Origin of the sequence: Sinosporangium siamense (assembly GCF_016863435.1) — a bacterium.
GTDB lineage: Bacteria > Actinomycetota > Actinomycetes > Streptosporangiales > Streptosporangiaceae > Sinosporangium > Sinosporangium siamense.
On sequence record NZ_BOOW01000030.1, the window covers coordinates 86,821 to 100,619 of the forward strand.

The following is a 13,799-nucleotide window of genomic DNA, read 5'->3' on the forward strand; positions in this document are numbered from 1 at the left end:
GCCACCCGCGACGGGCTTTCACCTCGGTAAAGACCTGCGCCGGCCCGCGTGGCGGCGATGTTTGACGTGATCATGCTTCGGTAACCATGGAGCCCTGACGCTGTGGCGATCGGGAGGCCGATGAGCACATCTCGGCGCCGCGTTCCGGCGGCGCGAACGAGGACCGCAACCGCCCGCGTGGCACGCATATGCTGCGCGGGCCTCCTCGTGCTGGTCGCCTCCTGCAGCGGCCGGAGCCCGTCCACGCTGTCTCCGGCCGGGCCCGGGGCGAGGCGTGTCGCGGGGCTGTGGTGGCTGCTGTTCGGCATCTCCGCCGTCGTGTCGGTCGTCGTGACGCTGCTCTTGCTGTGGGCGATGATCCGCCGCCGCGGGCCCGGCGTCGTGCCGCACCCCGGCTCCGGCACACGGTTCGTGGTGTCACTGGGGGTGATCGTCCCGGCGATCGTGCTCACGTTCGTCTATGCCATAGGCCTGCGCGACATGCGCGCCCTGGAGGCGCCGCGCGGTGCGGACTCCCTGGTGGTGGAAGTGACCGGCCACCAATGGTGGTGGGAGGTCCGCTATCCCGCCCACGGCGCGGTGACGGCCAACGAGATCCACATCCCGGCCGGACGCCCCGTGCTGCTTCGGCTGCGGACCGCCGACGTCAACCACAGCTTCTGGGTCCCGCAGCTCATGGTGAAGACCGACATGATCGCCGGCCGCACCACACAGATGTGGCTGCAGGCCGACCGCCCGGGGACCTACCGGGGCCAGTGCGCCGAATACTGCGGGCTGCAGCACGGCCGCATGGCCTTCCACGTGGTCGCCGACCCACCGGCGGCGTTCACGTCCTGGCTCGCGAACCAGGCCCGCCCCGCCGCCGAACCGCGTGAGGCCATGGCCGCCCGGGGGCGGCAGGTGATCCAGTCGGCGTCCTGCGCGTCCTGCCACACTGTGCGCGGCACCTCCGCGGCGGGCCGGCGCGGTCCGGACCTGACCCATCTCGCGAGCCGCCGCCATCTCGGCGCCGGGACGGTGCCGAACACCCCCGGTCACCTGGGCGGCTGGATCGCCGACTCCCAGGCCGTCAAGCCGGGCAACCAGATGCCGCCGCAGCCTCTTTCACCCGAGGACCTGCGCTCCCTGATCGCCTACCTGGGCACGCTGCGTTAGGAGACGGGAGTGCAGGTCATCGATGCCAACGAGGCACACGCCGCCGCGCAAAGCAGCGCCGGGGACAGGGTCGCCGCCAAGTGGCCGGAAGAGGGCGGTCTGAAGGGCTGGATCTGCACCGTCGACCACAAGCGCATCGGACGCCGCTACATGGTGACCGCCAGCGTGTATTTCACCCTGGCGGGGCTGCAGGCGCTGGTCATGCGCATTCAGCTCGCGGTGCCCAACGCCGGGGTGGTCACGCCCGATCGTTACAACCAGCTGTTCAGCCTGCACGGCACGGCGATGATCTTCCTGTTCGCCACCCCGATGCTGTTCGGGTTCGGCAACTTCCTGTTCCCGCTCATGCTCGGCACCCGCGACATGGCCTTCCCGCGGCTCAACGCCTTCGGCTACTGGATCTTCGCCGGGGCCGGGCTGATCATGTTCGCCAGCCTGCTGTTCGACGCCGCGCCCAATGGCGGCTGGTTCGCATACGTGCCGCTGACCGGGCCCCGGTACTCCGAGGGGGCCAACCTTGACGTATATACGCTCGGCCTTCTGTTCCTCGGTGTGTCCACCACAGCAGGAGCGATCAACTTCATCGCGACCGCGCTGAAACTACGGGCGCCGGGGATGGCATTGAACCGTATGCCGGTCTTCGTCTGGACGCTGGTGGCCACGTCGTTCATGGTGGTCTTCGCGCTGCCGCCGCTGAACACCGCCAACGCGATGCTGTTCATGGACCGCCGGTTCGGCACACACTTCTTCCAGGCGCCCGCCGGGGGCGACACCTTGCTGTGGCAGCACCTGTTCTGGCTGTTCGGTCACCCGGACGTGTACATCATCGTGCTGCCCGCTCTGGGCATCGTCTCGGCGATCGTGCCCACGTTCAGCCGGCGCCCGATCGCCGCCTACCCGCTGGTCGTGCTGGCCACTGTCGCGACCGCCGTCATCGGCTTCGGCGTGTGGGTGCACCACATGTTCGCGGTGGGGCTGCCGCAGCTGTCGCTGGCGTTCTTCTCCGCCGCCAGCGTGGTGATCACGATCCCGGCCGGAATCCAGATCTTCTCCTGGCTGGCCACGATGCTGACCGGACGGGTGGTGCTCTCCGTGCCGCTGCTGTGGGTGGCGGGCTTCATCGTGCTGTTCGTGCTGGGCGGGGTGACCGGTGTGATGTTCGCCATGGTGCCCTTCGACCAGCAGGTCACCGACTCCTACTTCGTCGTGGCGCATTTCCACTATGTGCTGGTCGGCGGCGCCGTGTTCCCGATCCTCGGGGGCCTCTTCTATTGGTGGCCGAAGTTCTCCGGCCGTATGACCAGTCCGCGTGCGGGGCGGTGGGCGTTCGCGATCACGTTCATAGGGTTCAACCTGGCGTTCTTCCCGATGCACATCTCGGGTCTGCTCGGCATGCCACGCCGGATCTACTCCTATCCCGAGGACCTCGGCTGGGACGCGTGGGCGCTGCTGTCCACGATCGGGGTGCATGTGCTGACGCTCGGGCTTCTGATCACGCTGGCCACGTTGCTGATCAGCCTGCGGCGCGGGGCGCCGGCGCCGCCGGACCCGTGGGGCGGCGAGACGCTGGAGTGGGCGACGTCGTCACCGCCGCCCACCTACGACTTCGCGGTCATCCCCAGGGTGCACGGCCTGGCCGCGGCGTGGGACACCCGCACGCTCGAATCCCTCGTGGACGCGGACGAGGACCGGGTACTGGCCGACGGGCACAAGGTGCTGCGCACGTCCGAGCTCGACGGGGAACGGGAGCGCGCCATGGAGATGCCCGAGGACACACCGGTGCCGTTCGTCGCGGCGGTCTTCCTCTTCCTCGCCGTGGTGGGACTGCTTCTGGACTGGATGTTCCTCGCCGTCGTCGCCTTCGCCGCAGCCGCCCTGACGTTCGCCTGGTGGCTTTGGCCACGCGGGGCACCACCGCGGCGGAGCCGGGCGGAAGGAGCGTCGGCATGACCGAAGCAATGGGGCGTACGCTGCGCGAGGCCGTCGAGCCCCCCGCCGTGTCGAGCCGGGCGTTCGGGCGCACCCCCGCCTGGTGGGGCATGGTGCTGTTCGTCGCCACCGAGGCGACGTTGTTCGCTTGCCTGCTGGCCTCCTACTTCTATATCCGGTTCTCCACCGGCGGCGAATGGCCGCCCGGCGGCATCAAGGACCCCGAGTTGTCCAAGCCGCTGATCATGACGGCGGTGCTGCTGAGCAGCAGCGGCCCCATGGTGTGGGCCGACTGGGCGGTGCGCCGAGGGCGCATCGGGCAACTGAAGGCCGGCCTGCTGCTCACCCTGGCACTGGGTGCGGCGTTCCTCGGTCTCCAGGCCACCGAATACTCCACCAAGCTGGAGGAGTTCACCTGGAACACCAACACCTACGGGTCGCTGTTCTACGTCATCACGGGTTTCCACGGCACGCACGTGGCCGTGGGCCTGGTGATGCTGGTCTTCATCGCGATCGCGGCGTTCGGCGGGAAGTTCAGCGGCCGGCGCCACATGCGGGTGAGGCTGGTCGGGTTCTATTGGCACTTCGTGGACGCGATTTGGCTGGCCATCCTCTTCACGATCTATCTCAGCCCACACCTGTGAGGACGCCTTGAACGCGAACGACAGTTCCACGGCTCCGAACGCCCGGGGGACCGGGCCGCCGTCACCCCAGGCCGCCAAGATCGGCCGCTGGCTGCTCGCCTTCGCCGTCGGCGGTGGAATCATCTCCTGGGCCGTGCACCTTCTCGTGGCCTGGGCCGTGGTGGAGGTGACCTGCGCGCGCAACCGGACCTACGTGGGTGGTCTGCCGCTCTACGTGGTGGTCATCCTGGCGACCGCGGTGCCCGCCGCCGTCGCGGCGGCCTCTGCGGCGACCGCGTGGCGGTTGCGCCGCTCCCTGCGCGACGCGAGCGGACGGCGTGAGATCCGCGCCCGTTTCCTGGCGCAGCTCGGCCTGTGGCTGGACGGACTGTCGCTGATGATGATCGCCTTCGGCGCGGCAGCGGTGGTGGTGTTCCGGCCATGCGCCTGATCGCGTTCCTGGCGCACGGCGGAGACCACGCGGGTCTCGAACCGGCGACCCTGTTGACGGCAGCGGGGCTTGTCCTGGCCGGCGGCGGCTACCTCGCGGGGCTGCGTGTGCTCGCGGGCGGGGACCAGAACACCGTCCGCCAGGGGGCGCGCAGGTTGGGCACGCACCGCGCATATGCCTTCGCCTGCGGCATGCTCGCGGTCGCGGTCGCGCTGCTGCCGCCGTTCGAGCCGATCGCCGACCAGCGTTTCTCGACGCACATGGTCCAGCACATGCTGCTGATCGCGGTCGCGGCCCCGCTGCTGGCCCTGGGCGCCGCCGAGGTGGTGATCCCGCTGGCGCTGCCGGTGCGCGCACGCCGCCGCCTGGCGGCGCTGACCCACGCGAGCCGCACCTTGCCGCTGCTGCGGCTGCTGTGGCTGCCGGTCACCGCCTGGCTGGCCCACCTCGCCGTGTTGTGGTTCTGGCACCTGCCAGGCCCCTACGACCTCGCCCTGAAGTCCGACCCCGTTCACGCTCTGGAGCACCTGACCTTCCTCGCCGGCGCGTGGCTGCTGTGGTGGCACGTGACCACACCCACCGCCCGCAAGCTGAGTGCCCCGGTGGCGCTGCTGTACATGTTCGTCACCGCGGTGCCCAGTGCCGCCCTCGGCGCGGTGCTCACTCTGGCCCCCACCCCGCTGTTTCCTGTTCAGGCCGGAGCCGCGGCCCGGTCGGGCGTCGATCCACTGGCGGACCAGCAGCTCGCCGGGCTGGTCATGTGGGTGCCCGCCGACGTCGTCTACCTCATCTCCTTCGTGATTCTTTTCCTGCTCTGGATGCGGCCCACCTCCACGGAGGCGCAGCGATGAGCCCTGCCGCCATGCGGCTCCCGGCCGCCTGCGCATTGGTGTTCGCGCTCGCCGCATGCGGCCCCGCCCTCACCACCCCCGGGCCGGTCCCGTACGGCCGCCCGGAGCGCGGCCAGGCGCTGATCAACCAGTACGGCTGCGCCTCATGCCACACCGTGCCCGGTGTGCGCGAAGCCGACGCCCTGGTCGGCCCGCCGCTGAACTCCTTCGCCCGGCGCGGCTACATCGCCGGGGAGCTGGTGAACAACGCGGGCAACCTGGTCCGCTGGATCCGCCATCCCCAGGCGGTCGAACCCGGAACCGCGATGCCCGACCTCGGCGTCACCGAGCAGGACGCGCGGGACATCGCCGCCTACCTGCTCACCTTGGAGTGAGGCCGGTGGACATGCGCAGACCGACGCCCGCCGTGTGCCTCGCGCTCGCGGCCTTCGCCCTGACCGCCGTCGCGGGCCTGGCCGCCGCGAATCCGGCACACGATCCGGTCGAACGCGGCAGGCAGCTCTACGGCGCGAGCTGCGCGGGCTGCCACGGCCAGTCGGGCGAGGGATTCATGACCAGCCCCAGCCTGCGCGGGGTGGGCGCCGCCTCGGCCGACTTCCAGCTCTCCACCGGTCGTATGCCCCTGTCCGCACCGGACGCCCGGCCTCATCCGCGCGAGCCGGCCTTCGACCACCAGGACATCGCCGCGCTCACCGCCTTCGTCGCCTCCCTGGGCGGCGGGCCGCAGGTCCCGGCGGTCGGGCCGGGCGACCCACGCAAGGGGCGCACGCTCTACCTCGCGAGCTGCGCCTCCTGCCACTCCGCCTCAGGGGTGGGCGCGGCCCTTCCGGGGGGTGGGGCGGCCCCGTCGCTGCTGAACACCAAACCGACCCAGGTGGCCGAGGCCGTCCGCCTCGGGCCGGGCGCCATGCCGGCCTTCGACACCAAGACGCTGACCGAGGCCGAGGTGAACTCGATCATCGCCTACATCGGCACGGTCCGCGACGAGTTCCGGCACGGCGGAGCCGCGATCGGCGGCGCCGGTCCCGTCCCGGAGGGACTCGTGGCCTGGGTCATCGGACTCGGAGTGCTGATCCTGGTCATCCTGTTCCTCGGCAGGAGGGCATCGTGATCACGGCTCGACGGAGGGCCGAGCGGGGGGCCGCGGCGGCGTTCGGCCTCACCGCCGTCGCCGGTGTGTTCATCGGAGTGGTTTACGTCATGGGCGGCAACACCGCGCTGCTGGGCATCGGTCTCGCCGTTGCCTTCGCCTCACTCGCGGTGGGACTCGCCCTGTGGGCACAGCATCTGCTGCCCGAGCGAGCTTACGTCGAGGAGCGCGAGCCCGCGCCCTCACCTCCCCGGCTGCGCGAAGCGCTCGCCGCCGAGCTGAACCGGGACGACCGCCCACTCGCCCAGGCCCCCCTGCCCCGGCGGATGTTGATGCTCGCGCTCGCCGTACTCGCCGTGGTCGCGGTGTTTCCAGTCCGCTCGCTGCTGTTCAGGGTGCGCGACCCCGCACGTGCTCTGGCCGAGACACCCTGGCGGGCGGGCGCACGCGTGGTGGACGACACGGGCCGCAGGCTTCGCCCCGCCGACATCCCGCCGGGCGGCATGGTGACCGTCTATCCCGACGGGCACGTGGGCGCCGCGGACGCGATGGCGGTGCTCGTCCGGGTCGACCCCGCACTGCTCGCGCTGCCCGCCGGCCGCGAGGGATGGAACGTGGACGGCCTGGTGTGCTACTCCAAGCTGTGCACCCATGCCGGCTGCCCGGTCGGCCTGTTCGTGCAGACCACATCCCAGCTCGCCTGCCCGTGCCACCAATCCGCCTTCGACGTGCTGCGCGGCGCCGTCCCCGTCGCCGGCCCCGCCGCCCGCCCGCTGCCCCAGCTCCCGCTCGGTGTCGGCGCCGACGGCCTGCTGGTGGCTCGCGGGGGCTTCACCGCCCCCGTCGGCGCAGGCTACTGGAGGCGGAAATGATCGCTCGCTGGGTGAGGCGCAAACTCGAAGAGAAGCTGCGGGTCAGTCGCTGGGGGCTACGCAAGCTCGATGAACGGCTGCGGATCGCCTCCGTGGTGCGCGAAGCGGTGGCGAAGGTCTTCCCGGACCACTGGTCGTTCATGCTGGGCGAGATCGCGCTCTACGCCTTCGTCAGTCTGCTCCTCACCGGCACCTTCCTGGCCTTCTTCTTCGACCCGAGCAGCGGTGAACGGATCTACGCGGGCGACTACGCGGGGCTGCACAACTCGCGGGTCTCGGCGGCATACGCATCGGCGGTCGAGTTGAGCTTCGACGTCCGAGGCGGGCTGCTGGTTCGCCAGACCCACCACTGGGCCGCACTGATCTTCGTCGCGGCGATCGTCACGCACATGCTGCGCAACTTCTTCACCGGCGCGTTCCGCCGACCGCGCGAGCTCAACTGGATCATCGGCGTGACCCTGCTCGTGCTGGCGATCGCCAACGGCTTCGCCGGCTATTCGCTGCCCGACGATCTGCTCTCAGGCACCGGTCTGCGGATCGCGAACTCCATCGCCCTGTCGATGCCCATAGTGGGGACGTGGGCGGCTTTCCTGCTGTTCGGTGGCGAGTTCCCCGGGGAGTCGATCATTCCCCGGTTGTACATCCTGCATGTTTTGCTCCTGCCCGGCCTCATCGCCGCGCTCATCGGGGCGCACATGGGGATCCTGATCCGGCAGAAGCACACGCACTTCGCCGGCCCCGGGCGCAACGACCACAATGTGGTCGGCTCGAAGATGTGGCCGACCTACGCGTTCCGCTCTTTCGCCCTGCTGAGTGCTCTGTTCGCGGTGACGTTCGCGCTGGGCGGCCTGGTGCAGATCAACCCGGTGTGGTTGTGGGGGCCCTTCGATCCGGGCACGGCCAGCGCCCCGGCACAGCCCGACTGGTTCATGGGCTGGCTCGAAGGCGCGCTGCGGCTCTACCCCCCGATCGAGTTCACCGTGTTCGGCTATCTCGTCCCGGCTCCTTTTGTGCCAGGGGTGCTGCTGCCAGGTCTCACGTTCGCGATCATGTATGTCTGGCCGTGGCTGGACCGCCTGATCACGAAGGACCGCGCGGCCCACCACCTGCTCGACCGTCCACGCCACTCCCCGGCCCGGATGGCCGTCGGCGTATGGGCTCTGTCCTTCTACGGCCTCCTGCTGCTCGCGGGCAGCGACGACGTGCTGGCCGACCTGATGGGCCTTCCGGTGTTGACCGTCATGAAGACCATGCGCATTGTGGTGATCGTCGTCCCGTTCCTCTTCGCGGCAGCCGCTTATGCCCTCGCCCGCGCGCTGCGGGCCAACCCGGAGCAGCGGTTGTCGGGCCTGCGGTGGAAACAGATCCGCAAGAGCGACGTCGTGGAGGAGGAGACGCGCCATGGAGGGTCCTGAGCGCGTGGAGGTCTGGCCGACCGAGGAAGGCCGCTGGCGGTGGCGATATGTCGGACATGTCGTCTTGTTGAGCAACATGGACTACTTGAGCGTGGAGGAGTGCGAGCACAGCGCGCGCACCGCATACCCGGACCTTCCGCTCAAACACCTGGACGGAGAAAGGCCCTCGCAGAGCGGGAAACCCTCGCGGGCCACACGCGTCTTCCACCGCGTCTACCGGCTGCTGCGGTTTGGCATGCTCTGCTATGTCCTACTCCAACTGCTGAAACGTGGGCTGCGGTCAAGCCGGCGGATATGAGGCACCGGTCAGCAGGCGGGCCACATGCGCGGAGTTGGCCGCGAGCGTCTTCTTGACCTTGCCGGTGGTGTCAGGCTTCGGACCGGCCTGGTCGTTGAGTTTCCCCGACGCCAGCTTAAATCTTGCTTTTCTGGATGCGTCGGCCATGCCGTACACCGGTGTGACCTGGGGTTTTTCATGGGGAAAGGGGGGTATGGCCATCTGCCTGTGAGGGCGGAGAGTGTGGCCGGGAGATTTCCGCGCCATTGAATGCGCTGCCGGTCGCGGCTGTGGAAGCGGAACCGTGGAAGCGGCTCGCGAGCAAGAAGGCCATAGCCGCGCGCCCCAAGAAAACACGTGCGAAAGGAAGATTTTCCATGACCACACCCCACGACACCGATCTGATCTCGGTCCTGACCCAGGACCACCGGGAAGTCGAGGAGATGTTCGCCGAGCTGGAGCGGATAGGCACCGGCGACCTCGAACGCCGGCAGAAGCTCACCGAGAAGGTCATCATCGAACTGGTCCGCCACTCGGTCGCCGAGGAAGCGTACCTCTACCCTGCGGCCCGCGAGCTGCTACCCGACGGCGACGAGATCGCCGATCGGGAACTGGCGGAACACGCCGAGGCCGAGAAGACGATGAAGCACTTGGAGGAGATCGACGTCAAGGACGCCGAGCACGTCACGGCCCTGAACCGGCTGATGCGCGAGGTCCGCCAGCATGTGCAGGAGGAGGAGTTCGAGCTGTTCCCGCAGTTGCGCCGGCACGCGACTTCTGAACGGCTGGCCGAGCTCGGCGAGAAGGTCGAGGCGATAAAGGACCTCGCCCCCACCCGACCGCATCCCGCCACGCCGCAGAGCCCGACGGCCCAGAAACTTCTCGGCCCGCTCACCGGCCTGGTGGACCGCATGCGTGACACGATCAGCGGCCGCGGCAAGGACTGAACGTTCTCTACGACGGTCCAGGAATCGGCCCTCAAGGGGCGGGTACCGGGGTTCGTCATAACCGATGCGGCATTCGCGGCATCGGACAAGCGAGAGGAGAGGGGCACCCATGAGCACCATCACCCAATCCGTCGACGTCGCCGTCCCCGTGCGCACCGCATACAACCAGTGGACCCAGTTCGAGTCCTTCCCAGAGTTCATGGAGGGCGTGGAGTCGATCAGACAAGAGTCCGACACCATGACCCATTGGAAGATCAAGGTCGGTCCTGCGGAGCGCGAGTTCGACGCCCGCATCACCGAGCAGCACCCCGACGAGCGCATCGCGTGGTCCTCGGTCGAGGGGCCCAAGCACGCCGGCGTGGTCACCTTCCACCGGCTCGACGAGGGCCACACCCGCGTCAACCTGCAACTCGACACCGATCCCGAGGGATTCGTGGAGAACGTGGCGGACGCCACAGGCATCCTGTCACGCCGCGTCAAAGGCGATCTCAAGCGATTCGCGGAGTTCATCGAGCAGCGTGGCGAGGAAAGCGGTAGCTGGCGGGGCGACGTTCCGCCCTCGCCTACCCTGTGAGACCTGATCACGCGACAGGTTCGGCCTGGGGAGCGGATCCGCGACAAGTTCAGCCAGAGGGCGGAACATCCGGATCCGGCTGTCGGCCCTGGCACCGTCGGGCTTGGTCATCTCTATGACCTGGCCCGGCAGGTAGCCGTTGGAGGCCCCAGTCAATGACTCAATGCTCTCTGGGGCTTATACCTGCACAAAAGGGGCATGGCATGACTTGTCGGGCTGGCAGATGCGGTCTCACGACGGGCCCTTCTGCGGACGATCGGAGGTTGAGATGGAGGAGCGGGCACCTCGACGCCGCGCCCAAGCCACAGCCACCCCGCGCGATGTGGCGCATGTGCGACTGGGGTCTTTCGCACTGGTGTTCCTGTTCGCCTTCGGGCTGTTGTCTATCTTGATCAGGCAATGGTGGTTGACCGCCATCATGGGGGTGCTCATCTTGGCGGTGAGCGTCGACATCGCTCTCGCCGTACGCCGCCAGGGCCGTCTTGACGATCCCTCCTCGCCGGACGAGGAAGGCGAGGTGTGAAAACCGGATAGGGCCTTGACCGCAGGCGCCGTTTCGCCTCCCCGGCGCCGGGCAGGTCCCATGGTCAGGGGCCGCAGCACCGAACACAGGGGGATTTATCATGATCGGCATGCTACGCAAATGCGGAGTGACATCGCAGATGATGTACACCGCCGGAATGGCCTCGATCGGCCTTTCGGGGCTCGCCTGGCTGGCCTCTCGGACAATGGAGGAAGCCGGCCAGGGCCGGGCCGACCGGTGGGGGATCTTCATCGGCGAATGGGTCCCCGCTCTGTTCGCGATCGGGGTGGCGCTGCGCCTCGAGGAGATACAGGGCACACCTGTCGAGCGGCGCGCCAAGCACCCGCATAAGGCCGAAGAGCCGCAGGAGGCCGCCGTCCACGCCGGCGTCTAACCGGAAACCGGACGCCGGAATCCGGCGGCGGTGCTCGCCCCAGGGCATTTCCGGGGAACAACTGCGGTCGGGGCGGCTCTGCGACGTTTCAGCCCCTTGCCCAGAAGAAGGACTCAGATTTCACCTGAAACACCGCAGGCCAGCTTTTGGCGGGCTCCATACCCGACCCATACATAGCGCATGCATCGTCGCTGATCTGCGGGGTAGCCCTACGCATGATCGCGGGTGACCGCGCACGCGTCACCGGAACTCGCCGTGAGCGGTCGGGCTGGCTCGCCGCGGCGCGGGCGGCCGGGGCCTGGACGGGATGCCCTCCTCGGCATCGCATTGTGAGCATTGAAGGGAAGATGCGATGACCGGCGTGCGCCCGTCGCCTCCCCCCACCGCGCCGACCGGCAGGGCGACCGGAGGCCGGCTGGCCTCGGTGTTGTCCACCACTGACCACAAGGTCATCGGCTACATGTACCTCATCGCCTCGTTCGTGTTCTTCCTCATAGCCGGCTTGATGGCGATGGCGATGCGGGCCGAGCTGGCCCATCCGGGACTCCAGCTCGTCAGCGCCGAGCAGTACAACCAGCTCTTCACCATGCACGGCGCGATCATGATGCTGCTGTTCGCCACCCCGTTGTTCGCCGGCTTCGCCAACGTGATCATGCCTCTGCAGATCGGGTCTCCCGATGTGGCCTTCCCTCGGCTGAACATGGTCAGTTTCTGGCTTTTCCTATTCGGGGGGCTGATCGCGGTGGCCGGGTTCGCCACTCCGCACGGGGCGGCGTCTTTCGGCTGGTTCGCCTACACGCCGCTGTCGACCGCGGCTTTCTCGCCCTCGATCGGCGGGGATCTGTGGATCATGGGCCTGGCGATGGCGGGCGTGGGGACGGTCCTCGGGTCGGTCAACTTCATCACCACGATCATCTGCCTGCGTGCGCCCGGGATGACCATGTTCCGGATGCCGATCTTCACCTGGAACACCCTGCTCACCGCGGTTCTGGTGCTACTGGCCTTTCCCGTGCTGACCGCGGCGCTGATGGCGCTCGTGCTCGACCGCAAGGTCGGCACGCACATCTACCACCCCGGCACAGGAGGGGCGTTGCTGTGGCAGCACCTGTTCTGGTTCTTCGGGCACCCGGAGGTCTACATCATCGCGTTGCCCTTCTTCGGCATCGTGACCGAGGTGCTGCCCGTGTTCAGCCGCAAACCGCTGTTCGGCTATCTCGGCCTGGTCGCCGCCACCATCGCGATCGCGGGGCTGTCGATGACCGTGTGGGCGCACCATATGTTCGCCACCGGTCATGTGCTTCTGCCGTTCTTCTCGTTCATGACCTTTCTGATCGCGGTGCCGACCGGGGTGAAGTTCTTCAACTGGATCGGCACCATATGGCGGGGGCACCTGAGCTTTGAGACGGCCATGCTGTTCTCGATCGGATTTCTGATCACCTTCCTGCTGGGCGGGCTGACCGGGGTCATCCTCGCCTCGCCGCCGCTGGACTTCCCCATCACCGACACCTATTTCGTGGTGGCCCACTTCCACTACGTGGTTTTCGGCACGGTGGTGTTCGCGATGTTCGCGGGGTTCTACTTCTGGTGGCCGAAGATGACCGGCAAGATGCTCAACGAGCCGCTGGGCAAGGTGCACTTCTGGATGTTGTTCATCGGTTTCCACACCACGTTCCTCGTGCACCACTGGCTCGGCGTCATCGGATTTCCGCGCCGCTATGCCGATTACAGCCCGGTGGACGGGTTCACCGGGCTCAACCTTCTCTCCTCGATCGGCGCGGCGGTTCTGGGGTTGTCCACGCTGCCGTTCCTCTACAACGTGTGGCACACCGCCAGGAAGGGGAAGCGGGTGGAGGTGGACGATCCGTGGGGGTTCGGCAATTCGCTGGAGTGGGCGACGTCATGCCCGCCGCCCCGGCACAATTTCACCTCGATCCCGCGCATCCGCTCCGAGCGCCCCGCCTTTGATCTGCACCACCCCTATTACACGGCCGCCCCGCCGTCCCGCAGACACCCCGAGGAGCCGGAACCCGGCCGGTAGTCCTCCGGCGTACTCCCGTTACACGCGCAATGCCTGGGAGACGCCGTCGACGGCACGCAGGATGCGGTGGCGTGCCCGATCGGAGTCCGGTTGTCCCGCATCAAGCCAGGCCATGATGCCCTCGATCGCCACCGTGGTCCCCAGGTTCGCCGCCCAGTCCACCCAAGCCGGACTCTCGGACTCGGTGGCCATGTGCGGGCGCAGCATCTCGACCATATTCGCCCGGAGACGGTCGATGTCCACCCGGAAGCCGGGCTCCCGGGCGGCGTGGCGGAACAGCAGCCGGAAGCCGTCGGGGTCCTCTCCGGCCCACCTCATCATGCCCGGCACGCTCTCCTCGCCCAGGTCACCCTCCGCCGTGGCCGAGGCGTAAAGCCGCTCGGCCGCGCGGTCGATCACCGCCTGGTAGAGCTCGGTCTTCGAGGCGAAGTGCCGGTAAAGGATCATCTTGGTGACACCGGCCTCCGCGGCGACGTCGTCGAGACTCGTCGTGTTGAAGCCCCCTGAGCGGGTGAACGCCTTGGTCGCCGCCGCCAGGATCTGTTCGCGACGCTCCTCCCGCCGCATGCGCCGGACGGGCGGCGCGGCGGCACCCGTGGCCGGTTGCTCGGGGCGGTTCTGCGGCATCTCTTCCCTCATGGCCGACGGCGAGGAACGCGA

The 13,799-nt window shown here is 68.4% G+C and carries 17 protein-coding genes; 15 read left to right on the plus strand and 2 right to left on the minus strand.

All coding sequences use genetic code 11. The features are described from left to right. Window positions 1–177 precede the first annotated feature (177 nt). Genes coxB through Ssi02_RS23265 form a run of 10 tightly spaced genes read left to right on the plus strand, consistent with a single transcriptional unit; the run spans window position 178 to window position 8,684 of the window. Window positions 178–1,155, plus strand: coding sequence for a cytochrome c oxidase subunit II (gene coxB, locus Ssi02_RS23220; protein WP_204029097.1), 978 nt, complete (start codon window positions 178–180; stop codon window positions 1,153–1,155). A gap of 9 nt (window positions 1,156–1,164) precedes the next feature. Next, window positions 1,165–3,105, plus strand: coding sequence for a cytochrome c oxidase subunit I (gene ctaD, locus Ssi02_RS23225; protein ID WP_204029099.1), 1,941 nt, complete (start codon window positions 1,165–1,167; stop codon window positions 3,103–3,105). Continuing rightward, complete coding sequence (locus Ssi02_RS23230; protein WP_204029101.1) at window positions 3,102–3,728, plus strand: cytochrome c oxidase subunit 3; 627 nt, start codon at window positions 3,102–3,104, stop codon at window positions 3,726–3,728. The genes ctaD (Ssi02_RS23225) and Ssi02_RS23230 overlap by 4 nt, the downstream gene beginning before the upstream one ends. A gap of 7 nt (window positions 3,729–3,735) precedes the next feature. Then, window positions 3,736–4,158 carry a hypothetical protein gene (locus Ssi02_RS23235; protein WP_204029103.1) on the plus strand — a complete coding sequence of 141 codons (423 nt, stop codon included), beginning with the start codon at window positions 3,736–3,738 and terminating at the stop codon, window positions 4,156–4,158. Continuing rightward, window positions 4,149–5,009: a cytochrome c oxidase assembly protein gene (locus Ssi02_RS23240; protein ID WP_204029105.1), complete on the plus strand. Its 861-nt coding sequence runs from the start codon at window positions 4,149–4,151 to the stop codon at window positions 5,007–5,009. Before Ssi02_RS23235 ends, Ssi02_RS23240 begins: the two co-directional genes overlap by 10 nt. Then, window positions 5,006–5,383 (plus strand): c-type cytochrome, encoded by a 378-nt coding sequence (locus tag Ssi02_RS23245; RefSeq protein ID WP_204029107.1) that lies wholly within the window; start codon window positions 5,006–5,008, stop codon window positions 5,381–5,383. The genes Ssi02_RS23240 and Ssi02_RS23245 overlap by 4 nt, the downstream gene beginning before the upstream one ends. A gap of 11 nt (window positions 5,384–5,394) precedes the next feature. Further along, entirely contained in the window at window positions 5,395–6,120 is a 726-nt protein-coding gene (gene qcrC / locus Ssi02_RS23250) for a cytochrome bc1 complex diheme cytochrome c subunit (RefSeq protein ID WP_204029108.1), read from the plus strand. Next, on the plus strand, window positions 6,117–6,971 hold the full coding sequence (locus Ssi02_RS23255) for a ubiquinol-cytochrome c reductase iron-sulfur subunit (protein WP_204029110.1): 855 nt from the start codon (window positions 6,117–6,119) through the stop codon (window positions 6,969–6,971). Before qcrC ends, Ssi02_RS23255 begins: the two co-directional genes overlap by 4 nt. Continuing rightward, window positions 6,968–8,386: a cytochrome bc1 complex cytochrome b subunit gene (qcrB, locus tag Ssi02_RS23260; protein ID WP_204029112.1), complete on the plus strand. Its 1,419-nt coding sequence runs from the start codon at window positions 6,968–6,970 to the stop codon at window positions 8,384–8,386. The genes Ssi02_RS23255 and qcrB overlap by 4 nt, the downstream gene beginning before the upstream one ends. Further along, complete coding sequence (locus Ssi02_RS23265; RefSeq protein ID WP_204029114.1) at window positions 8,373–8,684, plus strand: hypothetical protein; 312 nt, start codon at window positions 8,373–8,375, stop codon at window positions 8,682–8,684. The genes qcrB and Ssi02_RS23265 overlap by 14 nt, the downstream gene beginning before the upstream one ends. On the opposite strand, the gene Ssi02_RS23270 is transcribed toward Ssi02_RS23265, so the two are convergent. Then, window positions 8,667–8,831, minus strand: a complete 165-nt coding sequence (locus tag Ssi02_RS23270) for a hypothetical protein (RefSeq protein ID WP_204029116.1) — start codon at window positions 8,829–8,831, stop codon at window positions 8,667–8,669. The genes Ssi02_RS23265 and Ssi02_RS23270 overlap by 18 nt on opposite strands. A gap of 209 nt (window positions 8,832–9,040) precedes the next feature. Here Ssi02_RS23270 and Ssi02_RS23275 point away from each other — a divergent pair, with 209 nt between their 5' ends. The 5 genes from Ssi02_RS23275 (at window position 9,041) to ctaD (Ssi02_RS23295) (ending at window position 13,139) form a co-directional block, all read left to right on the plus strand. After that, on the plus strand, window positions 9,041–9,610 hold the full coding sequence (locus tag Ssi02_RS23275; RefSeq protein ID WP_204029118.1) for a hemerythrin domain-containing protein: 570 nt from the start codon (window positions 9,041–9,043) through the stop codon (window positions 9,608–9,610). Between the two features lie 109 nt (window positions 9,611–9,719). Then, a complete protein-coding gene (locus Ssi02_RS23280; RefSeq protein ID WP_204029120.1) occupies window positions 9,720–10,184 on the plus strand; it encodes an SRPBCC family protein in 465 nt (154 codons plus the stop codon). Window positions 10,185–10,515: 331 nt separating this feature from the next. Then, window positions 10,516–10,707, plus strand: coding sequence for a hypothetical protein (locus Ssi02_RS23285; RefSeq protein ID WP_204029122.1), 192 nt, complete (start codon window positions 10,516–10,518; stop codon window positions 10,705–10,707). A gap of 100 nt (window positions 10,708–10,807) precedes the next feature. Further along, complete coding sequence (locus Ssi02_RS23290; RefSeq protein WP_307825763.1) at window positions 10,808–11,101, plus strand: hypothetical protein; 294 nt, start codon at window positions 10,808–10,810, stop codon at window positions 11,099–11,101. Window positions 11,102–11,453: 352 nt separating this feature from the next. Then, window positions 11,454–13,139, plus strand: a complete 1,686-nt coding sequence (gene ctaD, locus Ssi02_RS23295) for an aa3-type cytochrome oxidase subunit I (RefSeq protein ID WP_204029124.1) — start codon at window positions 11,454–11,456, stop codon at window positions 13,137–13,139. Window positions 13,140–13,157: 18 nt separating this feature from the next. Here ctaD (Ssi02_RS23295) and Ssi02_RS23300 read toward each other — a convergent pair whose 3' ends face one another. After that, complete coding sequence (locus Ssi02_RS23300; protein WP_204029126.1) at window positions 13,158–13,766, minus strand: TetR/AcrR family transcriptional regulator; 609 nt, start codon at window positions 13,764–13,766, stop codon at window positions 13,158–13,160. Window positions 13,767–13,799 lie beyond the last annotated feature (33 nt).